This window comes from Nonomuraea sp. B19D2 (assembly GCF_040137845.1).
Lineage (GTDB): Bacteria > Actinomycetota > Actinomycetes > Streptosporangiales > Streptosporangiaceae > Nonomuraea.
In genome coordinates, this window is sequence record NZ_JBEFAK010000049.1 from 21279 (window position 1) to 40634 (window position 19356).

15 protein-coding genes are annotated in these 19356 nt (G+C 67.1%); 7 read left to right on the forward strand and 8 right to left on the reverse strand.

Annotated features, from left to right (window positions below):
• Positions 1 to 67 precede the first annotated feature (67 nt).
• Positions 68 to 1177: an alpha/beta fold hydrolase gene (locus tag ABN273_RS48880; RefSeq protein WP_349456537.1), complete on the reverse strand. Its 1110-nt coding sequence runs from the start codon at positions 1175 to 1177 to the stop codon at positions 68 to 70.
• 430 nt (positions 1178 to 1607) lie between these two features.
• Here ABN273_RS48880 and ABN273_RS48885 point away from each other — a divergent pair, with 430 nt between their 5' ends.
• Positions 1608 to 2309 (forward strand): CBS domain-containing protein, encoded by a 702-nt coding sequence (locus tag ABN273_RS48885; RefSeq protein ID WP_349456493.1) that lies wholly within the window; start codon positions 1608 to 1610, stop codon positions 2307 to 2309.
• A gap of 436 nt (positions 2310 to 2745) precedes the next feature.
• Here ABN273_RS48885 and ABN273_RS48890 read toward each other — a convergent pair whose 3' ends face one another.
• Positions 2746 to 3165 (reverse strand): CBS domain-containing protein, encoded by a 420-nt coding sequence (locus ABN273_RS48890; protein ID WP_349456494.1) that lies wholly within the window; start codon positions 3163 to 3165, stop codon positions 2746 to 2748.
• Positions 3166 to 4245: 1080 nt separating this feature from the next.
• Between ABN273_RS48890 and ABN273_RS48895 the strand changes: the two genes are divergently transcribed.
• Positions 4246 to 4530 (forward strand): DUF1540 domain-containing protein, encoded by a 285-nt coding sequence (locus ABN273_RS48895; protein ID WP_349456495.1) that lies wholly within the window; start codon positions 4246 to 4248, stop codon positions 4528 to 4530.
• 402 nt (positions 4531 to 4932) lie between these two features.
• On the opposite strand, the gene ABN273_RS48900 is transcribed toward ABN273_RS48895, so the two are convergent.
• Both ABN273_RS48900 and ABN273_RS48905 read right to left on the reverse strand, forming a co-directional pair.
• Positions 4933 to 6291: a PP2C family protein-serine/threonine phosphatase gene (locus ABN273_RS48900; RefSeq protein ID WP_349456496.1), complete on the reverse strand. Its 1359-nt coding sequence runs from the start codon at positions 6289 to 6291 to the stop codon at positions 4933 to 4935.
• Between the two features lie 92 nt (positions 6292 to 6383).
• Entirely contained in the window at positions 6384 to 6899 is a 516-nt protein-coding gene (locus ABN273_RS48905; protein ID WP_349456497.1) for a DUF2637 domain-containing protein, read from the reverse strand.
• Between the two features lie 150 nt (positions 6900 to 7049).
• Between ABN273_RS48905 and ABN273_RS48910 the strand changes: the two genes are divergently transcribed.
• Positions 7050 to 7289 carry a hypothetical protein gene (locus ABN273_RS48910; RefSeq protein ID WP_349456498.1) on the forward strand — a complete coding sequence of 80 codons (240 nt, stop codon included), beginning with the start codon at positions 7050 to 7052 and terminating at the stop codon, positions 7287 to 7289.
• A gap of 199 nt (positions 7290 to 7488) precedes the next feature.
• Here the strand turns inward: ABN273_RS48910 and ABN273_RS48915 are convergent, their stop codons facing one another.
• The 3 genes from ABN273_RS48915 to ppsA form a co-directional block, all read right to left on the reverse strand.
• Positions 7489 to 7914, reverse strand: a complete 426-nt coding sequence (locus ABN273_RS48915) for a CBS domain-containing protein (RefSeq protein ID WP_349456499.1) — start codon at positions 7912 to 7914, stop codon at positions 7489 to 7491.
• Positions 7915 to 8171: 257 nt separating this feature from the next.
• Positions 8172 to 8663, reverse strand: a complete 492-nt coding sequence (locus ABN273_RS48920; protein ID WP_349456500.1) for a DedA family protein — start codon at positions 8661 to 8663, stop codon at positions 8172 to 8174.
• 184 nt (positions 8664 to 8847) lie between these two features.
• Positions 8848 to 11223 (reverse strand): phosphoenolpyruvate synthase, encoded by a 2376-nt coding sequence (gene ppsA / locus ABN273_RS48925; RefSeq protein WP_349456501.1) that lies wholly within the window; start codon positions 11221 to 11223, stop codon positions 8848 to 8850.
• A 625-nt stretch (positions 11224 to 11848) separates the two neighbouring features.
• Here ppsA and ABN273_RS48930 point away from each other — a divergent pair.
• From ABN273_RS48930 to ABN273_RS48945, 4 genes are all read left to right on the forward strand, one after another.
• Positions 11849 to 12337, forward strand: a complete 489-nt coding sequence (locus ABN273_RS48930; RefSeq protein ID WP_349456538.1) for a hemerythrin domain-containing protein — start codon at positions 11849 to 11851, stop codon at positions 12335 to 12337.
• Between the two features lie 918 nt (positions 12338 to 13255).
• Positions 13256 to 14593, forward strand: a complete 1338-nt coding sequence (locus ABN273_RS48935; protein WP_349456502.1) for a phosphoribosyltransferase family protein — start codon at positions 13256 to 13258, stop codon at positions 14591 to 14593.
• Between the two features lie 78 nt (positions 14594 to 14671).
• Positions 14672 to 16081: an RtcB family protein gene (locus tag ABN273_RS48940; protein WP_349456503.1), complete on the forward strand. Its 1410-nt coding sequence runs from the start codon at positions 14672 to 14674 to the stop codon at positions 16079 to 16081.
• A gap of 20 nt (positions 16082 to 16101) precedes the next feature.
• Entirely contained in the window at positions 16102 to 16521 is a 420-nt protein-coding gene (locus tag ABN273_RS48945; RefSeq protein WP_349456504.1) for an archease, read from the forward strand.
• 202 nt (positions 16522 to 16723) lie between these two features.
• Here ABN273_RS48945 and ABN273_RS48950 read toward each other — a convergent pair whose 3' ends face one another.
• Entirely contained in the window at positions 16724 to 19315 is a 2592-nt protein-coding gene (locus tag ABN273_RS48950) for a GNAT family N-acetyltransferase (protein WP_349456505.1), read from the reverse strand.
• Positions 19316 to 19356: the final 41 nt, after the last annotated feature.

Genomic DNA, 19356 nt, shown 5'->3' on the forward strand with positions numbered 1-19356 from the left:
CGAGGTCAGAACCGCCTGACCTCTGCATGTCCCCTTCGCGTGAGTGGCTTTACCTCGAACGTTCGGCTCACATGGCCGCGCCGCCAGGGCCGTCGTCGCCAGGGCCGGAATCCCCCGCCGCGTGGCGTGCTGAGTCACTACGTTGTGCGTACGACCCTGCGGCATCAGCCCTGGGCACGGCGATGTCCGGCTCAGTTGCCTGCAGGATGACGTTGGCGACCAGTCCGGGTGCGTCGTTCATCGGTACGTGCCCGCACCCGGGCAGCCAGATCAGCCGCGCCTGCGGGAGGACGGCCGTGGCCCGTTGTGCCTGCCGCGGTAGCAGGATCCGGTCTGCGGTTCCCCAGACGATCGTGATGGGAACGCCGGGTATCTGCCCGCTGAACAGGCCGTGTGTTCGCCCTGCCCGTAGCGTGGCGTCGAACCCGACGGACTCGCGCAGCGAGCGCAGGCACACCGTGACCGCCCCTGGCGGGCATGCGGTGGGGTCTGCGTACAGCATGCCTGCCAAGATCGCGCGTCCGGCGGCGGTTGCGGACAGCCACTCTGCAGCGCCGTCCGGCACAGTCAGGGAGATGCGCCGCGCCGTGGCCAGCACGGCGAAAGCGTACCTGCGTTCGGCTTCGTTCCAGAAGCCGGCTGGAGTCAGCGCGGTCACGCTCCGGACCAGGCCCGCCTGTCCCAGCCCCAGCGCGACCAACCCGCCGAGGGAGTGGCCTGCCACGTGCGGGCGCTCGATGCCCAGCGCTGTGAACGCGGCGCCCAGCACCTTCGCCGTGGTCGGCAGATCCTGTCTCAGGCCCGCCGGCCAATCAGGAGACAGTCCGAAACCCGGCAGATCGATCGCGATCACCTCGCGCCTGCCACGCAGGTACGGGACTACGGCCTCCCATGTGCGCCGGCTCAATCCCAGACCGTGCACCAGGAGTAGCGGCTCCCCGGCCCCGGAACGCTCATAAGCCAGCGTAACCGTAGGCAGGCCCGCGGCGCGCGCTTCCACGAATGACACCAGATCCGGCAGGGGCGTTACATCTACACCAGCGATGCGATACCCGTTTGGGGCATTCGGCTCCATCGAAGTCGCCCAGCCACCGAACCTCATCGCCGTCCGCACACCCACACGCAGCACGTGGCCGCCACGATCGATGGCGGCCATCACCGAAGACACCGCCACCATGGGCAACACCTCCTGACAGGCGCATACTCCGCATCTGCCAGACAGGACGTCGCATGCGCCTCCCTCTCCATAACGGCCCGAGAGGTCCAACCGATTCCATCACCGACACGCGCTACCACGGTGGTCTTCACCTCCGTGTCGACGCGGGGCAGGCGGGCGAAGTCAAGGCCGACGAGGCGCTGGTGTGCCCCCGGCGCGCCTGGACTCTTCGAGTAACCCTGGCGCACTGGAGACTATGGCCGAACTCGGGAACGACCGATTTACCTCTCACCTCACCCGGACCACGCCCCGGGTTGAACGGCCCGGCGACCTCCGATATCTACCCATACGACCAATCCGAGACGGGATTAATGGGCAGTAACAACGCGAAGGGGGAGGTTTGGAGCCCGTCAGCTCAACCGGGTACGGGTGCCATCCAAGGAGATATGCGATGCGAGTCAAGGTTCAGGACGTGATGACCCGTCAGGTCGTATCGGTGAACGGCGGCGCCTCGTTCAAGGACGTGGCCGAGGTCTTGATCGCTCATGACGTCAGTGCAGTCCCCGTGGTCGACGGCGAAGAGCATGTCCTCGGCGTCATCTCGGAGGCGGACCTGCTACGCAAAGAAGAGTTCAAGGAGCAGTACTACAGGGAGGGCTACCAGCCACCGTTGCGTGCCAGATTGCGCCGATGCCTGAGCAAGGAGGGCCCGAAGACCAGGAACCGGGCCCGCACCGACACCGCGGCCGACCTGATGACCACCCCTGCGGTGACGATCGGCCCCTACGCCTCGGTCGTGTCGGCGATGCGGCTCATGGCCGAGCACGGCGTCAAGCGGTTGCCAGTCGTCGCCAAGAAGGGCCGTTTGGAGGGCATCGTCAGCCGGCGCGATCTGATGCAGGTGTTCCTGCGCTCCGATGCCGACATCGCCCGTGAGGTGTGCGAGGACATCCTGGCCCACTCGCTGTGGGCTGAGACCTCCGACGTGCGGGCCACAGTGGACCAGGGCGTCGTGACGCTGGCCGGACTCATGCAGCGGCGCAGCGACGCCCGGATCGCCGTCTGCATGGTCGAGCGAGTGAACGGGGTGGTCGATGTGATCGACCACATCACTTGGAGGCAGGACGACACTCCGATCTGGAAGCGCAGGTGACGGGACCCCTCTGAGGCTGCCTCCACAGGGTTTCGGAGCTGGTGCACTAATGCGGCGTCTCCCCTGAGCTTCGCGGCCTGCTGGGGTCGATGTGCATGGCGCGGCGAGCAAATGATCTTTCCAGCCTTTGAGCCCGGTACCGGTCCAGTCGCCGTGGGCTCGTTTGACCTCACGCTGTAGGCCGACCAGCTGAAGGGTGCCGCCGCCGTCACGGCTGTCATCAGGCATCACCGCCGACTTTGACCGTCACCGGACTGTCCCCGGGCCAGGCGCGATCCCATGGCCACCCTTCGCAACCCATCCCTGGTCGCGAGGATGAACCTGCCCGTATGGACTCGCCCGCAGAATCGCTCACCTCTGTGGTCAGAGGCGGAGTCTCAATGGTCGCCTGGCGGCCAGAGCTTGTTCTGAGGCGCCCGCAGGATGGGGATGCGCCCTATCTGTTGGGTGGGGCTGCGCTGATGGACGCCAGCGTGGACTCGCGTTCCAGGTCGATGGTCAGGTCACCCAACGACAACACACCCACCAGCCGCTCGTGATCGAGTACGGGCAATCGGCGCACCGAGTGCAGGCGCATCAGCTCCACGGCGTACCACTCCCCATCGTCCGGAGAGACGGTGACGAGCTGACGGCTGCAGATGTCACCTGCCGAGACGAGCTCAGGCGACAGGCCGCGCGTGATCGCCCGCACCACGATGTCCCTGTCGGTCAGCACCCCGAACAGCCGTCCGTCCTCCATGACGAAGACGTCACCGATGTCGTGCTCGCGCATCTGCCGAGCTGCGGCCACCAGCGTGGAATCGACGCTCACCATCACGACATCCCTCGTCATCACATCTTGAACGTGGCGTGTCATGGCAGATCCTTAGTCGGCGACAGCACTCGTGGATGGGAGGGCCGGCGCAATGCCGCAGCCGGTCAGCGTGCAACGACCGCACCGGCGCTCTCACCTCGACACTGCCCACGCCGAGGCACCAAAGTCACATCCGTCGCCGATTTTGCGGCCTAGAGCAGGTCTCCCAATCTTCTGGAAGGCCAGCGTTCGGGCATGCTTTCCTCCGGAAAGCAAAGAGGGTAGCCAAATATTCACGCACGAAAGAGGGTGTTGTCGGCGCGGCCCTCTCGCATGCACGATGCCAGGAACATGGCGCCGTCACGTACGCACCACCCGGTACGACCCCAGCACGCCGGCGCGCTGCTCAGGCCACCGACGAGCAGGTGCTCGAACTACTCGGCGGGCCGCGCCACCTGCCGCCGCCGGCCACGGCGGTCAGGAAGGGGCGGGTTGTGAAATCTGATCCGCCAGAGCGCCGGTGAGGTGCTGGTTGAAGCCGGTCCTGTCCGGTTGTCGGGGCAGCTGGTCGTTCCGGAGGAGGCTGCGGGGGTGGTGGTCTTCGTACACGGCAGTGGCAGCAGCCGGCAGAGTCCACGCAACCGGTACCTCGCCGGTGTCCTCTGGTCGGTAGCCGAGGGTGGGTCCAGGCGGGGACGACAGGGGAGTTGTCCCCGCCTGGCTGGCTTTCACTGCACATCCCGCGTGGCAGCCGCGGATCCAGCCCGGGCACGTCGCGGACCCGGCAGTCCGCCCCAGCACCGCAGGGGACGCGCCTGGCCCGCATAACGTTCCGCGCCCAACCGATTACCGCTTTACAGACCGGCGGGGTCTTCGCCCCCAGGCTGTTCGGTCGCTGTCCCTTGCCCGACCGGACAGCCTTCTCTATGTGAGCCTGTGGGATGACCTTCCCTGCTACATCAAGGCGCGCGCCAGTCGCCACGCTCCATATGCAGCCGGAACTGCGACCACCGTCGATACCAAGACTTCACCATGCTTGATGACGACGCAGAGTCAACCCCCGGAAACCGGGGCAGCATCACTGAGCGGCTCTGAGGAGCCGCCCACTGGCCTCGGCCTCACGCCACGTTCGGGGGAATATCGATGGAGATACCTGTTGTCAACGCATGCCAAGTGGAGGCGTGCGCTTACAACACCGACCGCCGCTGCCACGCACTGGCCATCACCATAGGTGACGTCCGCCATGCCCACTGCGACACCTTCTTCAGCGCTCCAGCCAAAGGAGGCGATCCCACCGTCATAGGCCACGTCGGCGCATGCAAGATGTCCGATTGCCAGCACAACGCCCAGTTTGAATGCCAGGCCCCCAACATCACGGTCGGTTACGTGGAGAACGCGGCGGACTGCCTCACCTATTCGCCCGCCTGAGCGGCAACTCAGGCCGAGTGGGACAGCGCAAAGCCGCGCCGCTGGCCGCCGTCAGCTGCGTGGTCACACGTATCACCCGGTACCTGGCACGCAGCAGATCGGCCTCCAACCGCCGGGCGATGTGTCGGCAGTCCTCGACAGCGCACACGATGTCGGGCCACTGACCCGCCCAAGCTGCTGCGTTCGCATGACCGTCCAGGGTCGCTCGAACGATGCGCTGAGCAAGCTTGCGACCTATCCGATCGACGGCGACCAGAGGGTGGGTGCCCTTGTGAGCATCGACGTCGATGACGACCAACCGTTCTCCTGGCGTAGCCGTCCCGCCTGGGTGTGTGCCGTTAACTGGACGCACCCTCGACGGCCGCGGTATCCCGGTCTTCTCGAGGCGGGGCACGCTCGCTGTCATGATTCCCGGCTCGGGCTGCGTCTCTGACGGGCGCGTGACGGGCAGTTGTGTGGGACGCGTAGGGCGAGGACGGCCATGTCGTCGTGGCCATCGCTGGGATGCTGGGCGATCAGCGCTTCCACGAGATCGTGCAGGGGCAGGTCGCCGTGGGCGGTGGCGATGGCGGCGAGACGTTCCATCCCCTCTTCGATCAGATGGTTGTGGTGTTCGATGAGCCCGTCTGTGAAGAAGATCACTACGGCGCCCGAGGGCAGGCGGTGGGCGTGGTCGTGGCGTGGCTGGGCGGTGTCGACGCCGAGGGGCAGGTCAGGGTCGGCGTACAGGTAGCGGGCCCGCTGCTCTGGGGCGATCAGCAATGGTGGAGGGTGGCCTGCGGTGCTCCAGCGCAGCGTCCAGCCATGGCCTCCGGGTTCGATGCGGGCGAGGCATGCGGTGGTGACGGGGTTGTCGGTGATGGCGTGGAGGGCGCGGTCGAGCTGGGTGAGGACGACGCTCGGCGCGGTGCGCTGGTCGTAGAGGAAGGCACGCAGCATGTTGCGGGTCTGGGTCATGGCGGCGGCGGCCTGGAGATCGTGGCCGACGACGTCGCCGATGATTGCTGCGCAGGACTGGTCGGGCACCAGCATGGCGTCGTACCAGTCTCCGCCGACGTGGCCGGGGACGATGGCGGGGCGGTAGGTGGCGGCGGCGGCGAACGGCTCCATGTGCTCGGGGAGCTGTGGCAGCAGGAGCCGCTGGAAGCGCTCGGCGTCGCGGCGGGTTTCTTCGTGCAGGCGGGCATCGTCGATGGCCAGCCCGGCGGCGCTGGCCAGGGCGGCAATCAGAGCCTCGTCGTGTGCGCGGAAGGGTCGTCCGTCGAGCCGCTCGGAGACGTACAGGTTTCCGTAGATCTTGCCGCGGATGATGATCGGGGCTCCAAGCAGGGTGCGCATCGGTGGGTGCCCGGGCGGGAAGCCTGCCGAGTCCGGGTGAGCGGAGATGTCGTCGACGCGTAGTGGTTCAGGGTGGGTGATCAGATGGCCGAGCAGGCCGCGCCCGTGGGGAAACTCCGTGCCGGCCAGTTCGGCCCTTTCCTGCTCGGACAGGCCCTTGGGGATGAAGAGCGCGATGTTTTCGCCTTCCTCATCGAGTACGCCCAGCGCGCCATAGCGGGCGCCGGCCAGGTTCATCGCGGTGGACACGATCAAACCCAGCACGACGGACAGGTCCACCTCCCGGGCCAGGACGGCCTCATACAGGTCATGCAGCTGGTCCTGGGCCCGGGCCAATGACCGGAGCTGTTCGGCGATCTGTTCCAACTCAGCGCCCAGGCGCAACCGCACCTGCTGCTGCGACCTTTCCTCTTCCCCAGCCATCTTCGCCGCCCGGTGGTTAGTCGCTTGGTGTCAAGTGCCGGAACTACCCCTCTGACCAGTACTGATGCCCTTGTGCGTGCGCGGTTACAGCGTCATGAAACGACAGCCGTCGACAGAGATCGCGTTTCGAGCGGCATATGACTGGAGTCGAGAAGGGAGCCGGACGAAGCTGGCCTATTTCCCGACAGTGTCGAAGCTCGTCCTGCATCGATCTGCACGACAGCGGGTCGCCAGGGAGAAGCTCGGCGGATCTGGGACATCAAGAGCTCGTATCTGCCAATCAAAGCAGCGCTCGGCCAGGCCGCGAGAAGGCAGCCGATCAAGCCCGGCTCGGCGACGGCGATGTTGGCCCCGAGACTGGCCAGGCTGCCGACCAGCAACATGGCCCACGCCAGGATGCCCCAGCGAGAGCCGTACTGGTCGGCCAGGAGGATGGACGTCAAGGCGACGACGATCGCACCGTCCACCGCGAGCGAGATGAGTACCGCCGCCAAGCGATCCTCATCACGACGAAGGCAGAGTTCGTGCATGTGGTGGAACGACACGACCGCGGCGATGACCGCGAGGCGCAGAACCCCTGTGATCGTTGTACGGTGAATGCGGCGCACGGCCCGCGTTTTCGACGCCGTTGCCGCTCAGCCTTCCCGACCTCGGAGAACGAGCATGGTGGAGACGCTGAAGGGCATCTACGTATCGAGTGTCCCCCAGCGACACGACGTTCCCAGCCCGAGATTGAGCGGACCTTCACCGCCGTTCGCGTGGTACTGCCCACCGCCGACGTGGCCGCGTTCGACGCCGAGCTGGAGGCGATCACCACGCCGACGTCGACCTGGCCGCACTCGACGGTTTCCTGTCCGGCTGGTGGCGTATCGTTGCGCGCGGCCCAGGACCCGGCTGCCTGGCAGCCGATGCACGAGAAAGCCGAGCAAATCCACTCCGGCTCTCGCTCGGCGGGTCCCTCTCCGGCCGAGGTCCTGGCCCTAACAGGACAGTTCTGATGCTCGTCAGGCCCTGTCCAGGCCGCACACTTCTCAAGGCACTGCACGCGCCGCCCCTGAACCCTCCCCACGGCCACGCCGTCAAGATGATGGGCATCGGATCGTCGACACGTATCGGGCTGAGGTTGGCGGAGCTTTCGGGATGGTTCCCTGTGGCTGCTCGCATGGACCAGGGGCGGTGGGGCTTGCCGTTGTACTTTCAGTGGGAGGTTGCCGAGATGGCTTCCACCAGCTCGCCGACCTTGTCCTCGGGCAGCTTCGCCGCGAGATCGGCCTGACTGATGATGCCGACCAGTTCCTCGTTCTCCAGCACCGGCAGACGACGGATCTTGTGCTCGACCATCTGGTGCAGGACCTCCTCGACGTCCGCATTCGCGTCGATGGACCATACACGCTCTGCTTCGATGAGCTCCCCAGCAGTGACCGCGGCCGGGTTCTTGCCTCTCGCGATGCACTTCACGACGATGTCACGATCGGTGACGATCCCCTTGAGTCGGCCTTCTTCTCCGCAGACCGGCAGTGCACCGACGTTCAGCTCTGCCATCCGGCGTGCCGCCGCGTCGATGGTCTCGTTGGCCTGCAGGCACTCACAACCACGGTGCATAACATCACGTGCTGTCGTCATGTCGCTGATCTTCCTTCCCTGCGATTCCGCTTGATTGTGGTGCTGCTCCGCCGACAACACGTGAAACCCGCCCAAAGGCATCTTTGACCTGCAATTTCAACAAATGCTTAGAGGCTTGGCTTTCATAACAGCTGCACAGCTCTCGCCGTCCTCCTCGCGGCGGGCTGCGGGACTCGCATTCGCCCGCCGCCGAAAAACGGAGCCATGACCAGACACTCGCCCATCTCGCTGCAGCACGGGTAACGCGCCAGGCACGCTCATCCCTGCGACACGTGTCCCGTCCGGCGCCCTGCGTCCCGTGGGTCCCGGCCAGCCCTGGTGGTTGCGGCGCAGTAGATAGCGGGCTGGGAACGCCACGGCCAGAACGCCAGCGCCAGGAGCGCATGAGGCTGGTAGCGGGCGGGATGGTCGTAGATGGGGGTGATGTGTATGCATGCCTGGTAGGGCAGGCTCCCCCACAAGCCGACCCACAACGCCGCGCCGAGAGCGTAGAACGCCAGGAAGTGGCACCAGGGCATGCAAGCGGTGCCAGCGATGACGCCGTTGGCCTGGTGCAGCTCCTCTATGAAACGGGCGACGGAGACCACCTTGCCGCCATGGCGGGCAAAGAACGCCTCGGCCGAGTGGAGGCTTTCCGGGGGCAGCAAGACGGAACGGCCCCGCTGGTGAACAAAGGCACGTCCGCCGATCTGGCCTATCACGTAGCCGACATTGTCCCCGGTGAAGGCCGCAGCCAGCGCGATCGCCACCACGGCCACGATGCTCAGCCGGCCCGGCCGAGTTCGTCCATCGCGTTACGAGCTCCATCGGCACACTCAGCCCACGTCCATCGCACGGAGGCAGCAACCCGGCGATGAAGGGCCAGGAGAGGGCTTCGCTCCCCTGGTGCCGGTCATAGGCCGCACCACCGTCCGGCCCTCGCATGGGGTTGCCTCATGGAGGGACGGCACCCTCGCGTTCCGCGGCGGCAACGTGGGCCTTGACCGCGAAGAAGCTGTCCGGGGTCACCGAGATCGAATCGATCCCGGCGTCCACGAGGAACCGGGCGAAGTTCGGGTCGTCGCTGGGCCGCTGCCCGCAGAGCCCGACCTTGCAGCCATGGGCGTGCGCCGTGGAGATGAGATGCCGGATGCTCCGGGTGACCGCCGGGTTGGTCTCGTTGAACAGGTGTGCCAAGGATTCGGCGTCGCGATCCACTCCGAGTGTGAGCTGGGTGAGATCATTGCTGCCGATGGAGAAGCCGTCGAAGCGGGCCGAGAACTCGTCCGCCAGCACGATGTTGGCGGGAATCTCCGCCATGACATAGACCTCCAGCCCGTCATGGCCGCGCATGAGGTGTTCCTCAGCCATCACCTTGAGGACGTGGTCGGCTTCCTCCAGGGTTCGACAGAACGGGATCATCACGATGACGTTGGTCAGTCCCATCTCGTTACGAACCTTCCGAATGGCCCGGCACTCCAGAGCGAAGCCTTCCCGGTAGCCGGGACTGTAGTACCGGCTGGCTCCGCGCCAGCCGATCATGGGGTTCTCCTCGGTGGGCTCGAACGGCTCACCGCCGATGAGGCGGGCGTACTCGTTGGTCTTGAAATCGCTCATCCTCACCACGACCGGGTCGGGCCAGCGCGACGCCGCGATACGGGCGACGCCGTGGGCGAGGGTGTCGACGAAATAGCGGGGCTTGTCGTCGTATCCGCGGGTGAGCTCGTCGATCTTCCGCCTGGTGAACACGTCGAGCCGGTCAGGGTGGAGCAAGGCCATCGGATGGATCTTGACGTGGTTGTTGACCACGAACTCGATGCGGGCCAGCCCGACGCCGTCAGCGGGCAACCTCCACCAGCGCAACGCCGCCGCCGGGTTGGCCAGGTTCAGCATGACCTTGGTGCGGGTCACGGGAAGCTCGCCGAGGTCGACGTCACGTTCCTCGAAGGCGAGGCTCCCCTCGTACACGACGCCCTCGTCACCTTCCGCGCACGACACTGTGACCTGCAGGCCATCGGCGAGAACTCGGGTGGCCTCGCCGCACCCGACGACGGCGGGCACGCCCAGCTCGCGGCTGACGATGGCGGCGTGCGATGTCCTGCCACCGTGATCGGTGACGATCGCAGCCGCCCGCTTCATGATCGGCTCCCAGTCGGGGTCGGTGATCGCGGTGACCAGCACGGCCCCGGCCACGAACCGGTCCATCTCGCCCGAGTCATGCAGGTTGCACACCGCCCCCGCGGCGATGGCATCGCCGATCGCCAGCCCGCGGACCAACCGCGCACCGGCCTCGGTGAGCCGGTACTCCCGCAGCGTCGCGGCTTCCCTGCGTGCCTGCACGGTCTCGGGCCTTGCCTGGACCAGGAACAGCTCACCGGTGTAGCCGTCCTTGGCCCACTCCATGTCCATCGCGGTGCCGTAGTGCTCCTCGACCTGCACCGCCCAGCGGGCCAGCGTGAGTATCTCACCATCGTCCAGGACCTGCCCGAGGCGTTCCGCTGCGGAGGTATCGACTGTCCGCGTGCCGGTGGCCGCATAGACCGCCTTGCGCTCCTTGCCACCTGTCTTGCGGGAGATGATGGGGCGCAGCTCTGTTCGGCCCAGGAGCGGCTTGAAGACCACGTACTCGTCGGGATCCACCTGGCCGCTGACCACCGTCTCGCCCAGGCCCCACGACGCGTTGATCAATACAGAGCGCGGAAAGCCGCTCTCGGTGTCGATCGAGAACATCACCCCGGCGCCGGCCAGGTCCGCGCGGACCATCCGTTGCACCCCGACCGACAACGCCACCGCCGAGTGGTCGAACCCGTGGTGCTCCCGATAGCTGATCGCCCGATCGGTGAACAGCGACGCATAGCACTTCCGGCAGGCGTCCAGCAGCGCCTCGCCACCCACAACGTTGAGGAACGTCTCCTGCTGGCCCGCGAAGCTGGCCTCAGGAAGATCCTCCGCGGTAGCGCTGCTACGCACCGCCACCTCTGGGTCGTCTCGTCCCGCCGACGACGCGAGTTCACCGTACGCCTCCACGATCTCACGAGCGAGCTCTGCGGGTAGTTCTGCGCCGAGGAACAGGCTCCGGACCGCCAGGCCGACCTCGCCGAGTTCGGCGCCTGCATGCAGCCGGGCGATGTGCCGGACCACCTTCTCCCGCAAACCGTTCGCCGCCACAAACTCCCAATAGGCATCTGCCGTGGTCGCGAACCCCTCAGGTACCCGGATCCCGCTCTCGGCCAGATTCTGGATCATCTCCCCCAGCGAGGCGTTCTTCCCACCCACCAAGCCGACGTCGGACCGGGACAGCCGCGACAACCACACCACCCGACTCGTCATGGCGTACCCCTCACTCAGGTCGAGCTCTGCCCGCACCTCAGAACCAGTGACGAGAGCATCTACCTCCGCCCCGGGATCCGGGGCGCTTGCATGGCCCTCGATGCCCTCTACCCAGCCGGACGTCCGAACAACGATGACCGAGCGAGCGGTCGTCACACGCCCGATATGCCCAGCAGCTCTCATCCCCTAGGACGGCGGTCCCTGAGCCACGGACCGCATCGCCCATGCCCGTCCGCTCTCCCGGCGACCCCGTCTCGCTGGCGCCGCCCAGCCAGGGCACGGAAGGCATCGAAGTGGTCAGCCGCGCTCATGACCTCTCCTCCCATTCCCTCATCGACCTGCATCAGGGCCCCTCCTGCTGGGGGCAACAGCCGCAGTTCGTAGCCTGATGACAGTGAGGGGTACGACGAAGGCTGCATGATCTTTCGGAGGTGCTCTGGGATCTTCTCCGGCACAGGTCAGAGCACGGCGAGCGTCCGGAGGCCAGGACGACTGGACCCGGCTGTCGCCCTTCCTGTCTGAAGCTGGGCCGGACCATCCAGCCTCTGAGGGCGGGTGAGGTGCATCGGCATCACCGTCTTCAACCTGCGGCCTTCACCGGTTCTTCGAGGAGAAGCTCGTGACCATGCTGACTCAGCAGCTGCACGACGAGCACGCGCACCTGCTGCCACACATCGAAACATTGCGCACAGTCGCCGATACCGTGGGCCAAGCGACGCCGGAGGCTCTCGGCATCGCGCTCGCTGACCTCCAGGCCTTTCTGACCGATCACCTCATCCCGCACGCCGAAGCCGAAGACCGGGTGCTGTACCCGGTGATCGCCCGGGTGATGGGCGCCGCCGAGGCGACCGCGACGATGTCCAGAGATCATGTCGAGGTCGGCCGGCTCACACGCGAGCTGGGCACACTGCGTGAGGCGGTGGACCGGGAAGGGCTCAACGACGACCGGCAGGCCGCACTACGACGCGTCCTCTACGGCTTGTACACGCTGGTCAAGGTCCACTTCGCAAAAGAAGAGGAGATCTACCTGCCGCTACTCGAAAAGCGGCTTCCCGCGCCTGAGGCGGAGCAGGTCTTCGCCGAGTTGGCGCACTCCAGCCGCCACCACCGGTAAGGGACTGTACGGTCTTCCACACTGGCAGATCCTGCGGATGGAGTTCTCGGCAATCGCAGTCCACTCAACCCGGGGCTCACCACGGTCTCCAACAGAGCCGGCGCGGTTCACTGCCGGTGTTACCGGGTAGGCCATTGGTCCTAAAGGTCAAGGACTTTCGTCCCTACCGGGCTGATTCAGGCAGCGGGAGCGTGGCATTAGGCCTGTGAGACGAGCGAGGGAGCCGGACCGGAGAGCCTCCGCGGAGGAGCGACGGAAAGGCTGAGAGGTCGGAAAGCCGAAAGGCGGACCGGCGACCCCTAGCCACCTGATCCGGACCATGCCGGCGAAGGGAGAGCGCCTCACAGGTCTTCGCTGTGTGTCACGTGTCGGATGTCGCGTTCATGGCAATGCCGCTGATCAAGTTGCTTTCCGGCTCAAGGTGGCTCCGCCGACATCCATGGCGAAAGGACCGGGCGGAGGGCCAGCCGGAGTTGGCGTATGGCCGATGTGCTCCCGGTCAGTGATGATGCCCTCGAGCCTGCGTCATCCCCGCAGATGGGCAGGGCGCCCCACCACAGAACACCCGCCGATGCGGGCATCAGGCTAACAATCCTGGCTTTCCGGGGCGGAATATCCCACATTCCCCTCTCCGCCCTCGAGCGGGACTGCCGCCTGCCATCGACGACCCTTCTGCGTCCCGCATCGACGGGTCTCCTCATTCACAGGTTCTCCAACTCGGCACCGTGACAGCAGAGTCCTCCTTCCCTAGCCGATGGGCCTTTCGTCCCATGAACCTGACCGCGGCTACGACCCCGCCGCCAGTTCACGAACAGGGACCTTCGGCCCTACCCGCGCGACGTCCTGTCCCCTGATGGTGGTGAAAGGGAGGCGTTCCTTTCCTTCGCCGCGGGGCGCTTGGGGAGGTGTACAGATTCAATGTTCGCTGATCGTCATGACGCGGGTGTGCGTCTGGCCGAACGTCTGGCTGGACTGGTCACCGATGAGAATGTGGTCGTCCTTGGGCTGCCCAGAGGCGGCGTTCCCGTGGCCTTCGAGGTGGCCCAGGCACTGGGCGCGCCGCTGGATGTGATCGTGGTCCGCAAGCTGGGGGTGCCGATCCAGCCTGAGCTGGGATTCGGTGCTGTCGGAGAGGGCGGTGTGCGCGTGATCAATCCGGCTGTCGTCCGGATGGCGGAGGTGACGCACGAGGAGATGGCCTCGGTGGAGGCGCGCGAGCGGGCCGAGGTGCTGCGGCGTGCGCGCCGCTTTCGTGGTGATCGCGCCCCGGTCGACCTCGCGGGCCGTACGGTCATCGTGGTCGACGACGGGATCGCCACGGGCGGCACCGCTCGTGCCGCTTGCCAGGTGGCTCGTTCGCGCGGGGCCCTGCGAGTGATCTTGGCGGTTCCTGTCGGAGTGCCGGACACGATCGCGAGTCTGCGCGAGGACGCCGACGAGGTCGTCTGTTTGGAGACACCTGCCGCTCTTTGGGCAATTGGCACCTGGTACGTCGATTTCACCCAGACCTCTGACGAGCAGGTGGTCGAACTGCTGCGGCGGGCCGCACCACCCGCCGCCGGGGGCAGCGCGGCGGGAAAGAGGGGCGTGACGGAATCTGATCCGGCGGAGCCTGCCGGTGAGGTGCTCGTTGAAGCCGGTCCTGTCCGGTTGTCGGGGCAGTTGGTCGTTCCGGAGGAGGCTGCGGGGGTGGTGGTCTTCGTGCACGGCAGTGGCAGCAGCCGGCACAGTCCACGCAACCGGTACGTCGCCTCGGTGCTCAATCGTGCGGGTCTGGGTACTTTGCTGTTCGACCTGCTCACGGTCGAGGAGGAGTACGACCGTGGCAACGTGTTCGACATCGAGTTGCTGGCCGGACGGCTCGCACAGGTGACGAGCTGGCTCAGTGATCAGGCTCAGGTCGCGGGACTGCCGGTCGGCTATTTCGGAGCCAGTACCGGGGCGGCGGCCGCGCTGTGGGCGGCAGCGGAGCCCGGCAGCCGGGTGGCCGCCGTCGTCTCCCGCGGTGGACGACCGGACTTGGCCGGACCGAGGCTGGCGGCGGTACGGGCGGCGACGCTGCTGATCGTGGGTGGCTGCGACGAACTGGTACTCGAGCTCAATCAGGCGGCACAGGAGCGGATGGCCTGTGAGAACCGCCTCGAGATCGTACCTGATGCCACACACCTGTTCGAAGAACCCGGAGCGCTGGAAAGCGTCGCGGACCTGGCACGCGACTGGTTCACCGACCATTTCAGCAGGACGCACGTGAGATGAGAGCCCCGGCATCGGGCTGGAGCCTGGGCAATGCCTCCTCAAGGACTGACATCAACACATCTGCACCTTAGGGTGAAAATGGGACACACAATCCAACTCGTCGAGGAGACGCCCTATCGCTTCCGCATCGAGCGGCACGGATCGATGCGAGTGCCCGGCGTCATACTGGCCTCCCGAGAGCTGCTCCCGGAGGGCCAGGCACTGCAGCAGGTCGTCAACGTGGCCACCCTGCCGGGCATCGTCCATGCCTCCTACGCCATGCCTGACCTGCACTGGGGGTACGGATTCCCGATCGGCGGCGTGGCCGCCACCGACATCACGGCCGGAGGTGTGGTCTCGCCGGGCGGGGTCGGCTTCGACATCTCCTGTGGAGTACGGCTGCTCGCGGCCGACGTGGATCGCGACCGGCTGGCGCCTCGAATGAACCGGCTTCTGGATCGCCTCGATCATGTCATCCCGCGGGGTGCCGCGCGTGGCGCCGTCTGGCACCTGGCCGGGCGGACACAGTTGGAAGAAGTCCTGTACGGCGGTGCCCGGTACGCGGTCGAGCAGGGCCACGGTGTGGCGCGGGACCTGAAACGCTGCGAGGACTTCGGCGGGGTCACCGACGCCGATGTCTCCCAGGTCGGTTTCCAGGCCATGGAGCGAGGGCTGAACCAGGTGGGCAGCCTCGGCTCCGGAAATCACTTCCTGGAGATCCAGGCGGTGGAGGAGGTGTACGACGAGGCGGTGGCGGCCGCGTTCGGCCTGCACCGCGGCCAGGTATGCGTGATGATCCACTGTGGCTCGCGCGGACTCGGCCACCAGATCTGCACCGACCACGTACGCGCGATGGAAAGGACGATGCCGCATTACGGCATCACGGTGCCCGACCGGCAACTCGCCTGTGCTCCGGTCGATTCTCCCAAAGGCCGCGCGTACCTCGGTGCCATGGCCGCCGCGGCCAACTACGGCCGCGCCAACCGGCAACTACTCGGCGAGGCCACGCGGCGGGCCTTCGCGGACATCGCCGACAGCGGCCTGGATCTGGTGTACGACGTCTCGCACAACCTGGCGAAGATCGAAACACACGACGGCGCGCGACTGTGCGTCCACCGCAAAGGGGCCACCCGGGCGCTGCCGCCGTATCATCCCGATCTACCGGCCGATCTGGCGTCGGCGGGCCAGCCCGTGCTGATCCCGGGCACCATGGGCACCGCCTCCTACGTGCTCACCGGAGTTCCCCGCGGTGAGGCGTTCCACTCCACCTGCCACGGCGCGGGCCGTACCCAAAGTCGCCACCAGGCGGCGCGTTCCATCACCGGCGAGCAACTGCGCGACCGCTTGGAGGCGCAGGGCATCGTCGTACGCGGGGCGACCTGGCGAGGGCTGGCCGAGGAGACGCCCTCGGCCTACAAGGACGTCGACGCCGTCGTCACAGCCAGTGAAGGAGCAGGACTGTGCCGCAAGGTCGCCCGCCTGGTGCCCCTCGGTGTCGTCAAAGGCTGAACGAGCAGAAGGAAACGCCGATGAACGCCGACGCCGGACACCGCACCCTCCCTCACACCGCCGACACCCGTATCCAGGCTTGGGCGCCGACGACCGGGGAATGCATCGCCCAGGCAGTGCTCGGCATGGCGGACAGCTTCCTTGACCTGCGCGGCGCCGCAGCCGGCAGCGAGTGCGACCTTCACGTCGGTCCCGGCGAACCTCAAGATCAGTTGGTAGCCGTCCTGGATGAGGTCATCTACCTGATGGACACCACCGGACAGATCCCGATCAACGTGGCGACCCAACAGGAGGAGAACCGTCTGAGCCTCCATCTGACCATGGCCGACCTGACAACCGTCCCCCAGACCGGAGCGGTACCTAAGGCCGTCGCCCTGCACCAGCTGACCTTCGAACACCGTGCCGGTCAGTGGGCCTGCACAGTGACCCTGGACGTGTGACCATGAGTGCGAACACGATCCAGGCGTCGCAATCTCACAGGCAATGTCGGCATCGGAGCGCAGGAACATCTGGATCGCACCGGCCGGTCACCGCGCGGCAACGACATCTTCGCCGTCGCCGCCCAAGGCCGAATTGCACGGCAAACGAAGGGATATGCCAACCGGCTGGTCGACGTGACCCATGTGGATGGCCTGGCAATGATCAGCGCAGCCGTCGCAGGAGTGGTGAAGGCGGCGTTTCACAGAACGCCAACCGGATTCGTGCGTCCACTGCAGCTGTGCCTCCTGGTGTGACGATGACCGGGTTGAGGTCCAGCTCGGCCACCTGCGGCAGATCCTCGAGCAGTCTGCTGATCCGTACGACCTGATCGGCCAGGGCGCGGACGTCGACACATGGTGAGCCGCGGTAGCCGTGCAGCACCGGGGCGCAGCGCAGCTCGTTGATCATGTCGATGGCATCGACGACGGGCGGTACCCGGAAGGCCCGGTCGGCCAGCAGATCGGCCATCACCCCGCCCATGCCGACCATTACCAGCGGCCCGAACGCCGGGTAGTTCACGCCACCCACGATGATCTCCACACCTCCGGGCAGCATGCGTTGGACGATCGCGCCGGTCATCTGCGGACCGATGCGGGCCGACATGTCGTGGTACGCCTGCCGTACCTCGTCGAGGGTCCGGAGGTCGAGCCGGACACCGCCGGCCTCGCTCTTGTGCACGGGACCTGTGGCCTTGAGCACGACGGGCAGCCCGACGCGGGCGGCTGCCGCGGTGGCGGTCTCAGGGCCGTCCACGTCGATGGACTCCACCACCGTCACGCCGTAGCAGGCGAGGAGGCGGGCGGCATCGGCGGGCGACAGCCAGCCGCCGTCCGGGTGCGCTGCCAACTCCGCGTGAACGATCTCTCGGGCGGTCTTTTCGTCAGCCGGCGGGGGAACGGGGACGGGTTCGACGGGGCGGCTGCGCCATTCGGCGTACCGCACGACGTGGGCCAGGGCCTGGACGGCCTGTTCTGGGAAGGCGTAGCTGGGCACGCGGCCGTCGATCAGGTCGTCGTGGCCGACGACGCAGGCCAGCACGGTCTTGGCCGCTGTCTTGGTGGCGTCGGCGATGGCCTGGCGGGTGGCGCCGAGACCGTCACCGAACGGCGGGGTGTAGACGGCGAGGATGGCGTCGATGTCAGGCGAGGCGGCCAGGGCCTCGACGGTGGCGCCGAGCTCGGCGGCGGTGGCGTCGGCGGTCAGGTCCACCGGGTTGCCCAGCGCGGCGGCGGCCCGGGCGGTCAGCAGCCCGGGCGGCAGTTCGGGAACGATGAGGCCGTGGCGTTCGCAGGCGTCGGCGGCCATCGCCTGGGGACCGCCCGAGTTGCCGACGATGGCCACCCGGCGGCCCTGAGGGAGGGGCTGGGTGGCCAGCAGTTTGGCGGTGTCGATCAGTTCGGGGACGCTGTCCAGCCGAATGACGCCGGCGGCGCGGGTGAGTGCGTCCACCGCCACGTCGGGTGTGGCCGCGGCGGCGGTGTGCGAGCGCACAGCCCGCCCCCCGGCCTCGCCGCGGCCACTCTTGACCAGCAGAATCGGCTTGCGCTTGCCGACCCTGCGGGCGATGCGGGCGAACTTGCGGGGGTTGCCGAACGACTCCAGATACAGCGCGATCACGCAGGTGTCGTCGTCGTCCTCCCAGTACTCCAGCAGGTCGTTGCCACTGACGTCGGCTTTGTTGCCGACCGAGACGAACGACGAGACGTCCAGTCGGTCCAGCAGTGCCGCGCCTACGGCGCCGGACTGCGACATCAACGCCACGCATCCTCGGGTCGGGCGGTGCGGCAGGAAGCTGGCGTTGAGCCACGCTCCGGTGTTGATCACGCCGAGGCAGTTCGGGCCGATGAGCCGCATCCCGGCCGTACGGCAGAGCGCCAGCAGCTCCAACTCCACGCCTGACTGCCCGGCCTCGGCGAACCCCGACGTCAGCACGACCAGCCCAGCCACGCTCACGCTCGCGCAGTCGCGCGCAACATCCAGTACGTGCGAGGCGGGCACAGCCACGACCGCCAGATCCACACCGTGGGGTACCTTCGCGTGGCAGGTCAACCCGGCGATCTCGGTGGCGTTGGGGTTGACGGGATGGATCGGCCCGCAAAAACCGCCGTCGATCAGGTTGCGCAGCACCTTGTGCCCGACGGCTCGCTCGTTGCGGCTGGCACCGATCACCGCCACCGAGCGCGGCGCCAGGACCCGTGCCAGGGACGCCCGCTCCGCCTCGTGGTCTCGAGCCTCGATGGCCGCCAGCAGCCTGGGAGTGGGCTCGGCGGTGATGCTGACGTGCAGCGTGCCGCCTTCGAAGCGCTGCGCCACCGTCAGGCCCAGGTCGTGCAACACCTGGATCATGGGCCGGTTCTCGGCCAGCACGTCGGCCACCAGCTCGTGCACGCCGTGCTCGGCGGCGTCCACGGCGGCATGCTCCAGCAGCAGCGTGCCGAGGCCGTGGCCGTGCACGGCGTCGTCCAGAAGGATGCCCAGGTCGGCACGCCCCCGGTCGATCGGGATGTACTCGGCTACCGCAACCAGCCGCCCGTGCAGGCTGGCCACACGGGCGCGGCCATCGTAGCTGTCACTGGTGATGCGGTCGATGTAGGCGTGGGCGGTGTTGCGGCCGCCGGTGAAGAAACGCAGGTAGGCCGAGCGCTCCGATGAGCGGGCCACCAGCTCGTGCAGGGCTTCGCGATCTGCGGGGCGCAGCGGGCGCACATGGGCGATGCCACCATCGCGCAGCAGTACGTCGTATCCGTCAGGCATGCTGGTCCCCCGTTCAGCTGCATGGCAGCCGCATATGGTCC

Bases quoted from the DNA above. Each gene is read 5' to 3' on its own strand.
- ABN273_RS48930 (WP_349456538.1), top strand. From the start codon at position 11,849: ATGCTGACTCAGCAGCTGCACGACGAGCACGCGCACCTGCTGCCACAC.
- ABN273_RS48900 (WP_349456496.1), bottom strand. From the start codon at position 6,291: ATGGCTGGGGAAGAGGAAAGGTCGCAGCAGCAGGTGCGGTTGCGCCTG.
- ABN273_RS48895 (WP_349456495.1), top strand. From the start codon at position 4,246: ATGGAGATACCTGTTGTCAACGCATGCCAAGTGGAGGCGTGCGCTTAC.
- ABN273_RS48885 (WP_349456493.1), top strand. From the start codon at position 1,608: ATGCGAGTCAAGGTTCAGGACGTGATGACCCGTCAGGTCGTATCGGTG.
- ppsA (WP_349456501.1), bottom strand. From the start codon at position 11,223: ATGACGAGTCGGGTGGTGTGGTTGTCGCGGCTGTCCCGGTCCGACGTC.
- ABN273_RS48950 (WP_349456505.1), bottom strand. From the start codon at position 19,315: ATGCCTGACGGATACGACGTACTGCTGCGCGATGGTGGCATCGCCCAT.
- ABN273_RS48935 (WP_349456502.1), top strand. From the start codon at position 13,256: ATGTTCGCTGATCGTCATGACGCGGGTGTGCGTCTGGCCGAACGTCTG.
- ABN273_RS48890 (WP_349456494.1), bottom strand. From the start codon at position 3,165: ATGACACGCCACGTTCAAGATGTGATGACGAGGGATGTCGTGATGGTG.
- ABN273_RS48945 (WP_349456504.1), top strand. From the start codon at position 16,102: ATGAACGCCGACGCCGGACACCGCACCCTCCCTCACACCGCCGACACC.
- ABN273_RS48940 (WP_349456503.1), top strand. From the start codon at position 14,672: ATGGGACACACAATCCAACTCGTCGAGGAGACGCCCTATCGCTTCCGC.
- ABN273_RS48915 (WP_349456499.1), bottom strand. From the start codon at position 7,914: ATGACGACAGCACGTGATGTTATGCACCGTGGTTGTGAGTGCCTGCAG.
- ABN273_RS48880 (WP_349456537.1), bottom strand. From the start codon at position 1,177: ATGGTGGCGGTGTCTTCGGTGATGGCCGCCATCGATCGTGGCGGCCAC.